Annotated in this window: 13 protein-coding genes and 1 pseudogene; 6 read left to right on the forward strand and 8 right to left on the reverse strand. The window is 61.6% G+C overall.

Going from position 1 to position 16155, the window contains the following annotated elements:
- Positions 1-2777: type I secretion C-terminal target domain-containing protein (locus tag J1D76_RS21965; protein WP_421140445.1), on the forward strand; the 2777-nt coding region annotated here is incomplete at its 5' end.
- A gap of 93 nt (positions 2778-2870) precedes the next feature.
- On the opposite strand, the gene lapD is transcribed toward J1D76_RS21965, so the two are convergent.
- The 4 genes from lapD to J1D76_RS21985 all read right to left on the reverse strand — a co-directional run bounded on the left by lapD (position 2871) and on the right by J1D76_RS21985 (position 6660).
- Entirely contained in the window at positions 2871-4811 is a 1941-nt protein-coding gene (gene lapD, locus J1D76_RS21970; protein WP_421140446.1) for a cyclic di-GMP receptor LapD, read from the reverse strand.
- Positions 4812-4833: 22 nt separating this feature from the next.
- Entirely contained in the window at positions 4834-5541 is a 708-nt protein-coding gene (lapG, locus tag J1D76_RS21975; RefSeq protein ID WP_421140447.1) for a cysteine protease LapG, read from the reverse strand.
- Positions 5542-5666: 125 nt separating this feature from the next.
- Positions 5667-6062, reverse strand: coding sequence for a YbaN family protein (locus tag J1D76_RS21980; protein WP_421140448.1), 396 nt, complete (start codon positions 6060-6062; stop codon positions 5667-5669).
- 10 nt (positions 6063-6072) lie between these two features.
- Complete coding sequence (locus J1D76_RS21985; RefSeq protein WP_421140449.1) at positions 6073-6660, reverse strand: UPF0149 family protein; 588 nt, start codon at positions 6658-6660, stop codon at positions 6073-6075.
- A gap of 386 nt (positions 6661-7046) precedes the next feature.
- Here J1D76_RS21985 and recQ point away from each other — a divergent pair, with 386 nt between their 5' ends.
- From recQ to J1D76_RS22005, 4 genes are all read left to right on the forward strand, one after another.
- On the forward strand, positions 7047-9176 hold the full coding sequence (gene recQ, locus J1D76_RS21990) for a DNA helicase RecQ (RefSeq protein ID WP_421140450.1): 2130 nt from the start codon (positions 7047-7049) through the stop codon (positions 9174-9176).
- 118 nt (positions 9177-9294) lie between these two features.
- On the forward strand, positions 9295-9729 hold the full coding sequence (locus tag J1D76_RS21995; protein WP_421140451.1) for a MarR family transcriptional regulator: 435 nt from the start codon (positions 9295-9297) through the stop codon (positions 9727-9729).
- Between the two features lie 127 nt (positions 9730-9856).
- Entirely contained in the window at positions 9857-11041 is a 1185-nt protein-coding gene (locus J1D76_RS22000) for a FimV family protein (RefSeq protein WP_421140511.1), read from the forward strand.
- A 32-nt stretch (positions 11042-11073) separates the two neighbouring features.
- Positions 11074-11361, forward strand: coding sequence for a SelT/SelW/SelH family protein (locus tag J1D76_RS22005; RefSeq protein WP_421140452.1), 288 nt, complete (start codon positions 11074-11076; stop codon positions 11359-11361).
- Here J1D76_RS22005 and J1D76_RS22010 read toward each other — a convergent pair.
- On the reverse strand, positions 11355-12248 hold the full coding sequence (locus J1D76_RS22010) for a DMT family transporter (RefSeq protein WP_421140453.1): 894 nt from the start codon (positions 12246-12248) through the stop codon (positions 11355-11357). The two genes, J1D76_RS22005 and J1D76_RS22010, sit on opposite strands and share 7 nt — an antisense overlap.
- Positions 12249-12320: 72 nt before the next feature.
- Positions 12321-13085, reverse strand: coding sequence for an AraC family transcriptional regulator (locus J1D76_RS22015; RefSeq protein WP_421140454.1), 765 nt, complete (start codon positions 13083-13085; stop codon positions 12321-12323).
- Between the two features lie 134 nt (positions 13086-13219).
- On the opposite strand from J1D76_RS22015, the gene J1D76_RS22020 reads away from it, so the two are divergent.
- Positions 13220-14035, forward strand: coding sequence for a UDP-2,3-diacylglucosamine diphosphatase (locus tag J1D76_RS22020; protein ID WP_421140455.1), 816 nt, complete (start codon positions 13220-13222; stop codon positions 14033-14035).
- 107 nt (positions 14036-14142) lie between these two features.
- On the opposite strand, the pseudogene J1D76_RS22025 reads toward J1D76_RS22020, so the two are convergent.
- Positions 14143-15075, reverse strand: a pseudogene (locus tag J1D76_RS22025) (methyl-accepting chemotaxis protein); the annotation flags it as partial.
- 188 nt (positions 15076-15263) lie between these two features.
- Positions 15264-16073 (reverse strand): TatD family hydrolase, encoded by an 810-nt coding sequence (locus J1D76_RS22030; protein ID WP_421140456.1) that lies wholly within the window; start codon positions 16071-16073, stop codon positions 15264-15266.
- Positions 16074-16155 lie beyond the last annotated feature (82 nt).

Raw genomic sequence — 16155 nt, forward strand, 5'->3', positions numbered from 1 at the left:
TGGCCGCCGGCACCGTCATCGGCAGCGACCCCGGCAACACCGGCGAAACCGCGTCGGGCACGCTGGTTGGCTCGGTCACCGGCGCGGTGGGCGGTCTCACCTATGCGCTGGTCGGCAGCAACGTCGGCGCCTATGGGCAAATCCAGATCAACCCCAACGGCACCTACACCTACACCCTGACCACACCGCCGAGCACCACGCCGCACGCCAACGATGGCGCGAACGTGACGCATGAAACGTTCACGTATCAGGCCACCGACGGCCAAGGCAATATCGTCACCAGCACCATCGTGGTGAACATCGTCGATGACGTGCCAAAAGCGGTGGCGTCGGATCGCTCCGTGGCGGCGGTGGAAATCGATTCCAACGTGCTGGTCGTGCTCGACATCTCCGGCAGCATGGCCGATGCCTCCGGCGTGCCGGGCCTGTCACGGCTGGCCCTGGCCAAGCAGGCCATCAGCGCCTTGCTGGACAAATACAACGACCTGGGCGACGTGAAGGTGCAACTGGTGACCTTCAGCAGCGCGGCGACCGACAAGACTTCGGTGTGGGTCGATGTGGCGACGGCCAAGTCGCTGCTTGCCGGCCTTTCGGCTGGCGGCGGTACCAACTACGACGCCGCCGTGGCGACCCTCCAGACCGCGTTCAACACCTCGGGCAAACTGACCGGGGCGCAAAACGTCGGCTACTTCTTCTCCGACGGCAAGCCCACCAGCGGCCAGGATATCGGCACCGCCGATGAAACCGCGCTGAAAGCCTTCCTCGATGCCAACAACATCAAGAACTACGCGATTGGCCTGGGCAGCGGCGTGAGCGACGCCAACCTCAACCCGCTTGCCTACGACGGCAGCTCCCACACAAACACCAATTCGGTGGTGGTGACCGATCTCAACCAGCTCAACTCGGTGCTGTCCGGCACCGTGGTTGGCGCTCCGGTGACCGGTTCGCTGCTGGGCGAGGGCGGCACGTTCGGCGCCGATGGCGGTTTCATCAAATCCATTACGGTCGACGGCACCACCTACACCTATGATCCACGCGGCAACAGCGGCCAGGGCTCGCTGACCGCCAGCGGCGGCGACAACCACGGCACGTTCAACACCGTGAACAACACGTTGAGCATCGCCACCAACAATAGCGGCACGCTGCAGATCAACCTCGATACCGGCGACTACACCTATATTTCACAGAAATCCACCGCGGTGGTGGTCACCGAAAACATCGGTTTCACCGTCAGCGACAACGACGGCGACTTGGCCAGCTCGACCCTGATCGTGAAAGTGATCCCCAACGCACCGCCCGTGGCAGTCGACGATCACGTCATCACCAACGTGCTGTCGGGCAACATCGTGGTGCCGGGTGAACTATTGCTGGCCAACGACACCGACCCCAATGGCGATCAACTCTCGGCGACGCCGACCTCGTTCAATACCGGTTGGGCGGCGAAGGGCGCGGACTTTATCGGGACCAACCAGAACCTCAGCTTCACCGGCAGCAACGCTCAGGCAATCACGATCGACCGCAGTGCCTTCGTCGCCAACACCGTGGCCATGACCGCCATGCTGATCGTCAGTGGCTCTCTCGGCTCGGTTAACAGCAACAGCACCAATGACGAGGACCGCATCACCGTCAACCTCAAGCAGGGCGAGACCCTCAACCTGGACCACAACCTGGCGGCCGGGCACATCACGATGGAGTATTCGGTCAATGGCGGCGGCTACACGCCAGTCGCTGATGGTCAGACCATTACGGCGTCGGCGGACGGCACCTACCAGATTCACATCGTCAACATTCCCGACGGCCCGGGCAATGGCGGCAATGGTTCGGAAAACTACAAGCTGACCATGACCGTCAACTACGCCGGGGCGCACGACATCACCCCTGACTACCACGGCACCTACACCGCCAACGACAACCACGGCGGCAGTGACTCGGCGAACCTGACCATCAGCTATCAGGACGGTCACACCCTCACCGGCACCAGTGGCGATGACGTGCTGGTGGCGGGCCCCGGCGACAACATTATCAATGCCGGCGACGGCAACGATGTGCTCATTGCCGGTTCCGGCAACAATGAACTGCACGGCGGCGCCGGCAATGACTTGCTCTACAGCGGTCCGGGCAATGACCTCCTCGACGGCGGCACTGGCATCGACACGGCAAGCTATGCCCATGCGACGGCCGGGGTCACGGTCAACCTCGGCCTGCTCGGTGCGCAGAACACCATTGGCGCGGGCACGGACACGCTGACCGGCATCGAAAACCTCACCGGCTCGAACTTCAACGACACCCTGACCGGTGACAACAATAACAACGTGATCAACGGTGGCCTGGGCAACGACATCCTTAATGGCGGGGGCGGCGATGACCTGCTGATCGGCGGGATGGGCAACAACACCCTCACCGGTGGCGCCGGGGCTGACACCTTCCAGTGGCTCAAGGGCAACAGCGGCCACGATGTGATCACCGACTTTACGCCAGGCACCGACAAGCTCGACCTGTCGCAACTGTTGCAAGGGGAGAACAGCACCGCGGCGTCGCTGGATGACTACCTGCACTTCACCGTTACCGGCAGCGGGCTGTCGACCGTGACCAGCATCGATGTCAGCGCCATGGCCGGCGCGGCACCGAACCAGACCATCGACCTGGCCGGCGTCAACCTCGCCAGTCACTACGGGGTAACGCCGGGGGCAGGCGGAGTGATCGCGGGCGGGCACGACACGGCGACCATCATCAACGGCATGCTCAACGATCATTCGTTGAAGGTGGATACCGTGTGACCTGAAAGCCGAATAAAAAACCCGCCATCCCTGTGCAAGGGATGGCGGGTTTTTTATGACTCGAGATAACGTCTGCAGCAAGCAGGCGGATCGTTACATAGGCTCTGGTGCCCCGATCAACCGCCCCATCGCCCCAAACACGCCCAACGCCCTGATCGCTTCCAGCTCCCCCTGGGTTTCGACCATTTCGGCAATCAGCGGCAAATCTATGCTGTGGGTCGCACGAAAGATCGCGTCGATGAACAGCCATTTGTCAGGGTGCGTGTCGATGTTGCGGATATAGGCCCCATCGATTTTCATGTACGCCAACCCGAGTTGGGTCAGGTTGCCGATCTGGCTGAAGCGTCCGCCAAAGTGTTGCAGGCCGATGCGGTAGCCGGTCTTGAGCAATGTGCTGCTCATGTTGTGCAACACCTCCGGGGACGGGAGCTGACGCTCGTCGATTTCCAGCGTCAGCAGCGGCGCCAGTTCGGGCAGGGATTCGAGCAGGTCGAGGAGGGTTCGCCAGTGCACGGGCTCGCTTAGCGTGCTGCCCGACAGGCTCAGTGCCAAGGGCCTGCGGTGGATCACCAGTTCGTCCAGCGTGGCTTCGAGCATCGCCAGGTCGAAACGTGCCGACCAGCCGAGACGCTCGATCCACGGCAGGAAGTGCCCGGCAGCAATGGCCTCGCCTTGTGGGTCGATCAGGCGAGCGAGCACTTTGTGATGCAGCACCTGGCTTGTGTCGGCGCATTGCACCACGGGCTGGAAGTACAACGGCATCTTGCCTTCGATCAGGGCCTCGTCGATCCAGGTGCGCCAGTCGTGTTGGGAGTGATTCGGCGCCGCGTCGCGCTGGCTCAAATGCACCCAGGGTCGCTCGGGATGCTGTCGCGATTCGGTCAACGCTTGATCGAGGCGCAGCAGTACGTTGCCTATCGCCTCGCCGGGGCGGTAGGCGACCCCCCCTAGATGGGCGACGGGCAGGCAATCGCTGGCGCCGGTCAGGCGCAGGTTTTCCAGGCTGGCGCTGAGATCGGCTGCCAGGCGCGCGGCACTGTCTGCATCCAGGCCCGGCATCAACAGGCTGAATTCACCACCGCGATTGCGCGCCGCCAGCCAGGTACGACGCTCCGGCAATTGAGTGAGGCGCTGGAGCACTTCGCCCACGGCACTGATCAGCGCATCCGTGCGCTGGCCGCCCAGTCGCTGGTTGAGCCCGTTCAGGTCGTTGATCCGCAACATCAGCAAATGACCGTCGCGGCTTTGTTCGCCTGCGCGCAGATGGTCGGCCAGTTGTTCGTCGAGCAGGCGCCGATTGGCCAGGCCCGTGAGGCTGTCCCGGTAAGATTGCGCCTGCAGTTTTTCGCAGCGTTCGGCCTCTTCGTTGAACAGCGCCTTGAGTTTTTCGACCATCTGGTTCATCGCCAGCACCACCCGTTTGAGCTCCGGGGTGCGCGGCAGTTTCGGCAGGCTGAGAAATTCACGGTGACTGATGGCTTCAGCCTGTTTGACCATGCTGTCGAGCGGGCGAAACTGCCGGCGCAGCATCCAGCCTCCAATAATGGCGCTGAACAGTCCGCACAACAGCAACCAGATCAGGCTGCCGAGGGTGCTGTCCCAGAGCTTGGCCAGGGCGAATTGCGGATTGCTCAGCACTTCGACCCGGGCTCGTTGTTCCCAGCCGCGCATGATCAAGGCATCGCCACCTTCGGGACGCAGGTTAACCAGTTTGATGAACCAGGCCGGTACGCCTTTGATTTTCGCCGGGACACTGCGCTCCACCAGCGTTTGCTGATCCTTGATCGTGACGACACGGATGCTGCTGAAATAGCCGCTGTCGAAAATCGAGCTGACCATCAGCTCCATCATGGCCGGGTCATCGACCTGTGCCGTCAACGACAGCCCCAGCGCCGTCGCCGCGTCCTGGGCGTGGGCGCGCAACTGGCTGAGCGTCTGCTCGCGAGAGCTTTCCAGGCTGGTAAAAAAACTGCCGCTGAACGCCACCAGCAGGAACAGGCAGATGGCTAGAAACAACTGTTTACGCAGTGTCATTGATCGCTCCTTGCGATGGCAGTCAGCCGTCGCCGATGTCGAACCCTTCGGCCTGCATCTTTTTCAACACGTCCTGCCAGCGCGACAGTTTTTTCGAGTCGCTGCTGCGCTGGCCGCCGTTCTTGCCCGGCAGGTACAAGCCTTCGGCATTGAAGGCGTACACCGGCAGCAAGTCTTTGCGTTGGGAAGCGGGGCGGATTTCGCCGATCAGGTTGTCCAGCACCAGTGGGTCGGCGGTGGGGGTGCTGTAGAACGTCAACACCATGTGCGCCTGGTTCTGGCTCAGGGCCTTGACGTAGGTGATGCGCAGTTGTTCGCTGGGGATGCCGAGCTGGCGCAGGCTGAAATATTTGGCCAGGGCGTAATCTTCGCAATCGGCGGCACCCTTGATCAGCGCTTCGACGGGCGTGGCCCAGTAATCGGTCTGTTGCCAGATTTGCGTATCGCTCTGGAATTTGAGTTGTTGATTGAAGAAGCGGTTCACCACGTCGAGCTGCTCGCGCTCAGGTGCGCCGCGCGCGCCTTGCAGCATTTGGCCCCACGCTTCGATGCGCCCGCGGGCAGGCCCCAGGGCGCCGTAGCGTTTTTCGACGGTTTGCAGAATCTGCGCAAAATCCCAGTCGGCCCGCACGCCGTTGAATGCGCCCAGGAGCAAAGCGACCAGCAGCAAGCATCCACCGAGCCGAAGTCGGAGCGTTGACCATCCTGGACTACGCAGACTGCGGGCCATGTCTGGCTGCTCGAATGTAGGTGTGTGAAGTTTAGGTGGTGTTTTTGCAGGGGTAGGGCAGATCGTCGGGATTGCGCTGGCGTTGGCTCTCTTGAACTCGCACGTGCTTTTGTGGCGAGGGAGCTTCAGGGTTTTTGCAGGGTTTTCTGCTTGAGGATGTAGAAGGTCACCAGCACGGCACTGGTCAGCATGAAACCTCGCGCCCAGGGCAGCGGTACCAGGTAGCAGGAGAACAGGATGCTCGCCCACATCAGGCTGATAGCGTAGACCTTGCCCTTGAGCGGGATGCCATTGCCATCGAGGTAGTCGCGAATCCACGGGCCGAGCCGCGGATGTTCCACCAGCCATTGATAAAAACGCGGCGAACTGCGGGCGAAACAGGCGGCCGCCAGCAGCAGGAAGGGCGTGGTGGGCAGTACCGGCAGGAAGATCCCGATCACCCCCAGCGCCACGCTCAGCCAGCCGATAGCCAGCAGTACGTAGCGCAACATCAGGGGGCGGTTGCCTATGGGGTTGTCCATAGGCAAGACCTTAGTGGTGACGAGGCTTGAGAATCGCCGGTTTTTCATCGGGTGCCTGACACAACAGGTACAGCGCGGTCAGGGCTTCCGGGATCTGTACGATCATGTCGTCCATCAGGTTGGCGTCTTTGGCGATGTCTTCGAACTCTGGCTGTTCGTCGAACAGGCCCGAACCGACCATGATCGGCAGGAGCATTTCGCTGACTTCGTCTTCGGCGGTTTCGAACCAGGCTTCTTCGCGCAGGAACACCCCTTCCATGAAACCGATGCACCAGCCGCGCAGTTCGGAATCATCCGGCTCGTCGCCCAGGTCGAGGTCGCAGGGCAATTCGAATTCTTCATCGGAAGCCAGTTGGCGCGCGATGTGGGCCTTGAGGCCGATCAGCGTGGCTTCGATTTCTTCGCGCTGGGCTTCGCTGCTGTAATGCGGCTCTTCAGCGAACAGGGCGTCGATCCATTCACGGTCCGGAACCACCTCGGAACAAATCGACAGCGCGGTGAGGTAGCCGTGGGCGGCCACGTAGTCCAGCGCCTCGTCATGCAGTTCATCAGCGTCGAGGAAGACTTGCAGGCGGGTTAGTTGCTCAGCGAAGGACATTAAAGGACTACCTTGGGGAATGTTCGATGCGGGAATTCTAGGCCTTCTTGCGCGCTTGGGCCAGCCGCACGGCATATTTGCCCCGTATTCCCTGTAGGAGCGAGCCTGCTCGCGAAGCGGTGGTTCAGGCGAAATCCATGTTGACAGTGATGGCCTCATCGCGAGCAGGCTCGCTCCTACAGTTTTTGCATTGCATGGAGCGTGTCTTATCAGCGGTGCCCTTTGCCCGGCGGTGCTCGGGTATACTCGCGCGTTTTGTGATGCCCTGCTGGCGTCACGGCTGAAATTTTAAGCGTCATGCAATGCGCACTTACGATTTGTCGGGTGCAGCGTTGCGGGTTCTGAACCAGCCTTGCAGGGATGTTTCGGTGATTTTTGGAGTTTCTATGCTCGAACAGGCTCAACGCGTCCTCAAGGACATCTTCGGCTACGACAGTTTCCGTGGCCGCCAGGGTGCAATCATTGAGCGCGTGGCCAGTGGCGGCGATGCCCTGGTGCTGATGCCTACCGGCGGCGGCAAGTCCCTGTGCTTCCAGGTGCCGGCGCTGTTGCGCGAAGGCCTGGCCGTGGTGGTTTCGCCGCTGATCGCGCTGATGGACGATCAGGTCGCCACCCTCGAAGAGCTGGGCGTGGCTGCCGCCGCGTTGAACTCCACCCTCAGCGCCGAGCAACAGCGCGACCTCGCTGAGCGCATCCGGCGCGGCGAAGTGAAAATGCTCTATCTGGCACCGGAACGTCTGGTCCAGCCGCGCATGCTGTCGTTCCTGCAGGGCTTGAACATCGCGCTGTTCGCCATCGATGAAGCCCACTGCGTATCGCAATGGGGCCATGACTTCCGTCCGGAATACCTGCAACTGGGCCAATTGGCGCAAATGTTCCCCGACGTGCCGCGCATCGCCCTGACCGCCACCGCCGACAAGCGCACCCGGGAAGAAATCGTCACCCGCCTGCACCTGCAGGATGCCGAGCGCTTCCTGTCGAGCTTCGACCGGCCGAACATCTTTTACCGCATCGTGCCCAAGGAACAGCCACGCAAGCAGTTGCTGGCGTTCCTCGCCGAGCGCCGCAGCGATGCCGGCATCGTCTATTGCCTGTCGCGCAAGAAAGTCGAGGAAGTTGCCGCCTTCCTCAGCGAACAAGGCTTCCCGGCGTTGCCGTATCACGCCGGGCTGCCCAACGATCTGCGGTCCTACCATCAGAAGCGCTTCCTCAATGAGGAAGGGCTGATCATGGTCGCCACCGTGGCGTTCGGCATGGGCATCGACAAGCCCAACGTGCGGTTTGTCGCCCACCTCGATATACCGAAATCCCTCGAGGCCTATTACCAGGAAACCGGTCGTGGCGGTCGTGATGGCTTGCCGGCGGATGCCTGGATGGCCTACGGCCTGCAAGACGTGGTGATGCTCAAGCAAATGCTGCAGAACTCCGAAGGTGACGAGCGCCACAAGCGCCTGGAGCAGCACAAGCTCGACGCCATGCTCTCGCTCTGCGAGGAAACCCGTTGCCGTCGACAGACGCTGCTGGCCTATTTCGATGAAGACATGCCCGAGCCTTGCGGGCATTGCGACAACTGCGTCGACGGCGTGCAGACCTGGGATGCCACTGAGCCGGCGCGTCAGGCGTTGTCGGCGATCTACCGCACCGGTCAGCGCTATGGCGTCGGGCATTTGGTGGATGTATTGCTCGGTAAAGACAACGAAAAGGTCCGCAGCTTCGGCCATCAGCACCTGTCGGTGTTTGGTGTTGGCAAGGCGATGGCGGAGGGTGAATGGCGTTCGTTGTTCCGCCAGTTGGTCGCCCGTGGCCTGGCCGATATCGACCTCGAAGGTTATGGCGGCTTGCGCCTGAGCGACAGTTGCCGACCACTGCTCAAGGGCGAGGTGACCCTGGAGCTGCGCCGCGACCTCAAGGCGCAAACCAACGTCGCCAAAGGCAACAAGAGCCCGGCGAGCCAACTGGTCCGCGGCGAAGAGCGCGAGCAGTGGGAAGCCCTGCGCGCCTTGCGACGCAAGCTCGCGGAGGAACATGGCGTGCCGCCGTACGTCATTTTCCCCGACTCGACCTTGCTGGAGATGCTCCGCAGCCAGCCGACCTCGCTGGCGGAAATGGCCACGGTCAGCGGCGTCGGCGCGCGCAAGCTGGAGCGTTATGGCGAGGCGTTCCTCGAAGTGCTCGGCGGCCAGGTCGAGGCACCGCAAGCGGTGGCCGATGTGCGCCACGAACTGATCACGCTGGCACGGGCCGGCATGACGCCGGTGCAGATCGCCGGTCAGTTGCAGTGCTCGGAAAAAAACGTCTACACCATGCTCGCCGAAGCGATCGGCAAGCAGCAGTTATCGCTGGAACAGGCGCTGGACCTGCCCGAAGACCTGATGGGTGAAGTGCAGGACGCCTTCCTCGACGGCGAAGGTGAGTTGCCGCCGGTTTCGGAGATTGCAGCGCTGTTCGCCGGGCGTGTGCCGGAAGGCGTCTTGTACTGCGTTCGGGCAGCCTTGCAGTCGGAATTCGAGATTTAAGACCGCTGTCGTGCTGATGTAACGATTCACTACAGATCAAGCCTTGCCTCCAGTCGAGGCTCATGCTTAGCTGGCTAATAATTAGTATTTATTACTTCAGACTAACCATGAGTGTTTTATGCCGTTAACCGATCAACACCGTTTTGGCATGCAATTGGCCCAGATGTCTCGCGGCTGGCGTGCCGAACTGGATCGCCGGCTGGCGGGCATGGGCTTGTCCCAGGCGCGCTGGCTGGTGCTGCTGCACCTGGCCCGTTTCGAGTCTCCACCAACCCAGCGTGAGCTGGCGCAAAGCGTCGGCGTCGAAGGGCCGACCCTGGCCCGCTTGCTCGACAGTCTGGAAAGCCAGGGCCTGGTGCAACGCCACGCCGTGCTGGAAGACCGTCGGGCAAAAAAAATCGTGCTCTGCGCGCCAGCGCTGCCCCTGATCGAACAAATTGAAACCATTGCCACGCAACTGCGTCTCGAGCTGTTCGAAGGCGTCGATGAGGCGGATTTGAAGGTGTGCATGCGGGTTCACGGGCACATCCTGGGCAACCTTGAAAAATCTTGAGGCATAACCGAACGCCAGGCTTTTGAGATACCGCACCGGGCCGACTATAAGAACTACTTGGCAATATCGTGTTCGTAACGGACGTACGAACACGTGCAGGTTGTTTCTGTCGATCCCAAGGATGCTCATGCTCAAGTGTTGGCGGTTGGATTTACGCGGTTGTTCACAGTGGTTGCTGGCCGCTGCTGTTGTCATCTATTCGGCATGGGCAGCGGCGCTGGGCCTGGGTGAAATCACCCTGCATTCGGCACTGGATCAACCACTGCGCGCCGACATTGCCTTGGTCGATGCAGCGGGTCTGGAGGAGGGCGACCTGTCGGTGAGCCTGGCAACCGCGGATGAGTTCAACCGTGCCGGGGTCGAGCGAGTCGGTTTCCTCAACAATCTGACGTTCACCCCGGTGCTGCGGGGCAATCGCACGTCGATCCAGGTGACGTCCAGCAAACCGGTCCGTGAACCGTTCCTGAATTTCCTCGTGCAGCTCAATCAACCCAATGGGCGCTTGCTGCGCGAGTACACGGTGCTGATCGATCCGCCGGGTTCGCCAGGCATTGTCCCTGTCACCGATGAGCCGCTTTCCGTTACTCCGGAGTCCGCATTCCCCGCGACTCAACCGGTCGAGCTGCCGTCACCCGTGGCAGAGGCGACCCCAGACGTTGACATCCGTATGGATGATCCCGCTGACGAGCCACTCACCGCCAGCGCTGTGCAGGACCCGTCGTTACAAAGCGCGGTCGATGAGCTCAACGCAAAGCTCCGACATCAGAACGAGTTGATCGCCGATCAGAAAAAACAGTTGGCCGAGTTGCGAACCCAACTGGTGGAACTCCAGAAGGTGAAGGCATTACCCAATGAACCCGCTGCCGTGGTCCCCGAACCCACGATTGCACCTGCTCCCGGATTTGACTGGCCGTTGATTGCCGGTTTGCCAACGTTGTTGTCGATGTTGGCGCTGGGTTGGTTTGTTCGCTACAGGCGTCAGCATCAGGCCACGGCATCATTGTCGCAGCCAACACAGTCTGGTCCGCTGACCGCGATTACCGAGCCAGTGACCTGGTCTCCTGTTATGCATCCATCTGCCCCGGTCGTTGTTGCCGAGGCGGTGGCTCCGGGTTTGGGCGTGCCCCGCGAGCCCGCCACTGACGATGAATACCGGCTGAATCTGGATGAACTGTCAACGGCATCGAACTGGGATGTAATCCTGCCGGACGCGAACAACCAGCACGCAGAACTGGCCATGATCGAGCCAACGTTCGAATTGGAAACGCCACCTGTATTGCCATCTCGCCAGCCATCGCCTGGGCTATCATAGCGGCGACGTCAAACCCTGGAGTTGCTCCCATCATGACCGCTGCCAAACCCGAAATCGTCATCACTTATTGCACGCAATGCCAGTGGCTGTTGCGTGCAGCCTGGCTGGCCCAGGAACTGCTCAGCACCTTTGGTGACGATTTGGGCAAAGTCTCCCTGGTGCCGGGCACCGGCGGGGTCTTCCATATTTTCTGTGACAGCGTGCAGATCTGGGAGCGCAAGGCGGACGGTGGCTTTCCCGAGGCCAAAGTGCTGAAGCAGCGGGTCCGTGACCAGATCGATCCGGCCCGCGACCTGGGGCACAACGACCGTACTCAGTGAGACGCCGCCTCGGCGGCAACGGCGTTCTTGCTCGAACCGCTGGCCAGTCGGCTGGACACCACGATCGCCACAATGATCAGTGCGCCTCCCAGCAACATGCGCAGGGTCGGATTTTCGTCGAACAGCAGCCAGGCCACCGTGATGCCGTAGACCGGCTCCAGGGCGAACACCACTGCAGCGGTGCGCGCCTTGATCACTGCCAGGCTGGCGACGAACAGGCTGTGGGCAACGCCGGTGCAGAACACGCCGAGCAGGCCGATCCACAGCCAGTCGATGGCGCGCACTTCACTGAGCTGTGGTGCTGCCACCGGCAGCAGGCATAGGGCAACCACCACGTTTTGGCACAGGGCCGCCTGGACTGGCGGGACGCGTCCGGAGCTTGCACGGTTGGTCAATGACAGCAGGGAAAACAGCAACCCGGAGCCCACGGCCCACAGCAGGCCGGTGGTGGCGCCGCTGGCCAGGTCGAAGTCAGGTGTGACCAGGATCAACCCGACGCTCACCAGCAGTACCAGCACGATTTCATTGGCGCGAATGCGTTCGCGGAAGATCAGTCCTTCGAGGATCACGGTAAAGGCCGGGAAACTGGCGAAGCCAAGCGTTGCAATCGCGACGCCTGCGACCTTCACCGCAATGAAGAAGCTTACCCAGTGTCCGGCCAGCAACAAGCCGCTGAGCAGCAGCCGGCGCCAGTCCACGGCCTCAAGTTTCTGCCAGCGCGTCTGACTGGCGAACCGGGCAAAAAAACCCAGCGCAAGCACAGCAAAAGCGGCACGGCCGAATACGATGATCGCCGGTGATGCGGCAGCGAGTTTGCCGAATACGCCGGTCAGGCCGAACATCAATGCGCCGATATGCAGGGCGCCCAGGGCAGTACGGGGAGTCATTGCGATCCTTAACGACAAAACCAACAGAGGCATTATTGAAGCGCGTAATCGCTTGGCAAGTCTGTCGGCAGACTATCGTTGTTTGTCGTCAGCCTCGCGCCGCAGTTTTCCGGGCGATGCGCCGAACTCGCGCAGCACGGCCGCCGCGAAGGCACTCTGCGAGCTGTAACCGACACGGCTGGCGACTTCGCCGATGGGCAGCAGCGTAGTGCGCAGCAAGCCCACGGCAATGTGCAGGCGCCGACTGCGGATGTAGTCCATCGGCGTTTGTCCGCATTCGGCGACGAACCGTGCATGCAGGCGGGCGCTGGACAGACCGGCGACCCGCGCCAGGTCAGCCACTTGCAGCGGGTACGCGGCGTACTGGTCGATGTGCGCATTGAGCGCGGCATAGGGCAGGCGTCTGCTACCGACCGCCTCGGGCCGAGCATGGTTGAGACTGGCCAGCAACAACACCGCGCCTTGTTGCGCGATCAATGGATCAGCGACCGGGCTATTCGCCAGCCAACTGACGAGTTGACTCTGCCCGGCGTCCAGCGTCAGCCGGCCGGCATTGCCGAGCAACCGTTGGCTGGGTTCGGCATGCTCGCCCAGCGACTCGGCGACCCACTGTTCGCTGGGTACATCCAGGACCAGGCAACGGCTGCCGTTGGGACTGCCACAGGCATGGTGAGCCCCCGACGGTATCACCACAAAACTCTGCTGGACCACCTGGCTGCCGCGGCCATCGACCTCAAAATCCAGCGCGCCCGACAGCCCGAACACCAGTTGCGCGTGGTCGTGGCTGTGGACGATCAGGTTGTGGCTGTATTGGCGCAGTGTGAGGATCGGTCGCATCGCGGGTCTCCCGGTTCAGGGCGTCAGTCTACACCGGGCACGCACCTGCGCGCTGTCACAGGACTGACTTGCGGCTGTCATGGGCCATTAACCGGCTGGCGGCAGACTTGGCAAAACTTGCCAGAGGGTTGCCCATGACCAGCGCCGAGCTCGCCAAACCCACCCGTAAGCAGCGCGTACGAACGCTATGGATTTCTGACGTGCACCTGGGCACCCGCGATTGCCAGGCGGAACACCTGTCGCAGTTTCTCAAGGGCTACCATGCCGACAAGATCTACTTGGTGGGCGACATCATCGATGGCTGGAAACTGCGCGGCGGCATGTACTGGCCGCAAGCGCACACCAACGTCATCCGCCGCCTGCTGACCATGAGCAAGCGCGGTACGGAAGTGATCTACGTCACCGGCAACCACGACGAATTCCTGCGCCGCTATTCAAAACTGATCCTGGGCAATATCCAGTTGGTCGACGAGGCCGTACACGTCACCGCCGACGGCCGGCACCTGCTGGTGATCCATGGTGACCAGTTCGATGTGATCACCCGCTACCATCGCTGGCTGGCGTTTCTTGGCGATTCAGCCTACGAATTCACCCTGACCCTCAACCGCTGGCTCAATCATTGGCGCGCGCGGTATGGCTACGGTTACTGGTCGCTGTCGGCCTACCTCAAGCATAAGGTGAAATCCGCGGTCAGCTTCATCAGCGACTTCGAAGAGGCCATCGCCCACGAATGCGTCAAGCGCGAGCTGCACGGCGTGGTGTGCGGGCACATTCACCATGCCGAGATTCGCAAGGTGGGCGAGGTGGACTACCTCAATTGCGGCGATTGGGTGGAGTCGTGCACGGCGTTGATCGAACACTGGGATGGTTCGATCGAGCTGTATCGGCTGGCTGATGCCCAGGCGCGGGAGGCACAGTTGAAAGCGGTGAAAGTCGCGGAGCCGGCCTGACCAAGTCTAAGGCATGCGCCTTCGCCGGCCTGGCTCAGAGCTTCAACTGACCGATGGCCTTGTTCAATTCACCAGCCAGTGCCGCCAGCTCATGGCTGGTGGTCGCTGGCAAACCCACGGCCCATTTCGCCGGCCCGGGCCGCTTCGATGGCGGCGTTCAACGCCAGCAGGTTGGTCTGCTCAGCGATGCTGTGAATCACGTTGACCACGCCGTTGATTTTCTGGCTGTCCTCGGCCAGGCGTTGAATCATCTCGGCCGTCTGCTGGACACCGGTGGACAGTCCGGCAATCGAGCGCTGCACCCGCGCCACCACGTCCTGCCCACTGCTGGCCAGGGTGTCGGCCGATTGCGAAAGGTCACGGGTGGCGCCTGCATGCTGGGCGATGTGATAGACCGTGGCGCTCATTTCGTTGATCGCCGTGGCGGCTTGGTCGGTTTCACTTTGCTGGCCGAGCATGCCATGGCGTACTTCGTTCATGCTGGCCGCCAGATCGCCGGTTTTCTCCACGTGCAACATCACGTCCTTCAAGGTGTTGAGCTGGCTCAGGAGGAAGCGGATCAGCAACTGTGAGGCACCGAGCATGGCCAGCATCAGGATCAACACTGCCACCGCGTAGTGGGCAAAGCGTTCGTTGAACACCTGGCTCAGGCTCGGGCCGTGGGCGATCACGGCAACCTGTTGATCGGCACGACGGAAGACTTCGGCGCCCATCAACGGATTGTCATCGAACAGCGGCATGGTGTTGATTTCGACCCACCCCTGGGCATTGTCCAGATCTGGCACGGGTTGCCCATCAAGGGAGGGCATCTGCCCGCGACTGAACACCAACACGTTCTCGGCGTTGGGCAACGGTTGCCCGTCGGGCCAGGCTTTCAGCAGTCGTGCCTGGACCTGGGCCGAAGCCTGGGCTGCGTGACTGCGAGCCTGTTGTTCGAGGTGCACGGCGTACAACACCAACAGCAGCGTGGTGACGAACGCGACGGCATTGACCGCCCAGAATTTGTATTTCAGCGAAATATTGCTAAGCCAGGCACCCATGGAGGTCTTCTCTGATAGCGGAAACAGTTTTGGCAAGGTGCCAGCATTGTGCTGTCATGGAGAAGCCGGGTTTTGATGCAGGTCAATGTGGGAGTGAGCCTGCTCGCGATAGCGTTCTGTCAGTCAACTCTATGCTGCCAGACACGACGCCATCGCGAGCAGGCTCGCTCCTACAGGGGGAATTTTGGTTACCGGGGGATTGAAGGGAGGTCGAAGAACTCGCGGGCGCACGCTGTGGTGTGTGCGGCCAGATCTTCCTGGGTTTCCCCGCGATGTAGCGCCACTTCGCGCAACACCTCTGTGAGGTACGCCGGCTCGTTTCGCCCGCTCTTCGGTTTTGGCCGCAGGCTGCGGGGCAGCAGGTAGGGAGCATCGCTTTCCAGCATCAGGCGCCCGCGCTTGATCTCCTTGACCAGCGGGTGCAAGTGCGTGCCCCGGCGCTCGTCGCAGATCCAGCCGGTGATGCCGATGTGCAAGTCCAGGTCGAGGTAGCTGAACAGGGCCTTCTGCTCGCCGGTGAAGCAATGCACCACGGCGGCGGGCAATTGGTCGCGGAAGTCGCGCAGGATGTCCAGCAAGCGCTGGCTGGCATCGCGTTCGTGGAGAAACACGGGCAGCTGCAATTCGACGGCCAGCGCCAGATGTTCTTCGAGGACCTTTTCCTGTTGCGGGCGCGGCGAGAAATCGCGGTTGAAATCCAGCCCGCATTCGCCCACGGCCAGCACGTTCGGTTCCTTGAGCAAACTGCGCAAACGGCGGGCACTGTCGGCGTTCCAGTCGCTGGCGCTGTGCGGGTGAATGCCGGCCGTGGCGAACAGGCGCAGGGCGCTGGCGTCCAGTTGCTGGCAGAGCTCAAGGGCCTGTTCGCTGCCCTCGACACTGGTGCCGGTCAGCACCAATTGGCAGACGCCGGCCGCGTAGGCGCGGTCGAGTACGGCCTGGTGCTTGTCGGCAAAACTGGGGTTGGTCAGGTTGACGCCGATATCGATGAGTTGCATGGTGCTACCTCGGCCCAAAGGCCGGAAAGCATATCAGAGCTACGGATTTATAAGAAAAGCCAAGAACTACAATGAGTTAACG

Origin of the sequence: Pseudomonas sp. NFX15 (assembly GCF_049132105.1) — a bacterium.
Classification (GTDB): Bacteria; Pseudomonadota; Gammaproteobacteria; order Pseudomonadales; family Pseudomonadaceae; genus Aquipseudomonas.

Excerpts from the sequence above, each read along its gene's own strand:
- lapD (WP_421140446.1), bottom strand. The coding sequence starts at position 4,811 with ATGACACTGCGTAAACAGTTGTTTCTAGCCATCTGCCTGTTCCTGCTG.
- lapG (WP_421140447.1), bottom strand. The coding sequence starts at position 5,541 with ATGGCCCGCAGTCTGCGTAGTCCAGGATGGTCAACGCTCCGACTTCGG.
- J1D76_RS21980 (WP_421140448.1), bottom strand. The coding sequence starts at position 6,062 with ATGGACAACCCCATAGGCAACCGCCCCCTGATGTTGCGCTACGTACTG.
- J1D76_RS21985 (WP_421140449.1), bottom strand. The coding sequence starts at position 6,660 with ATGTCCTTCGCTGAGCAACTAACCCGCCTGCAAGTCTTCCTCGACGCT.
- recQ (WP_421140450.1), top strand. The coding sequence starts at position 7,047 with ATGCTCGAACAGGCTCAACGCGTCCTCAAGGACATCTTCGGCTACGAC.
- J1D76_RS21995 (WP_421140451.1), top strand. The coding sequence starts at position 9,295 with ATGCCGTTAACCGATCAACACCGTTTTGGCATGCAATTGGCCCAGATG.
- J1D76_RS22000 (WP_421140511.1), top strand. The coding sequence starts at position 9,857 with ATGCTCAAGTGTTGGCGGTTGGATTTACGCGGTTGTTCACAGTGGTTG.
- J1D76_RS22005 (WP_421140452.1), top strand. The coding sequence starts at position 11,074 with ATGACCGCTGCCAAACCCGAAATCGTCATCACTTATTGCACGCAATGC.
- J1D76_RS22010 (WP_421140453.1), bottom strand. The coding sequence starts at position 12,248 with ATGACTCCCCGTACTGCCCTGGGCGCCCTGCATATCGGCGCATTGATG.
- J1D76_RS22015 (WP_421140454.1), bottom strand. The coding sequence starts at position 13,085 with ATGCGACCGATCCTCACACTGCGCCAATACAGCCACAACCTGATCGTC.
- J1D76_RS22020 (WP_421140455.1), top strand. The coding sequence starts at position 13,220 with ATGACCAGCGCCGAGCTCGCCAAACCCACCCGTAAGCAGCGCGTACGA.
- J1D76_RS22030 (WP_421140456.1), bottom strand. The coding sequence starts at position 16,073 with ATGCAACTCATCGATATCGGCGTCAACCTGACCAACCCCAGTTTTGCC.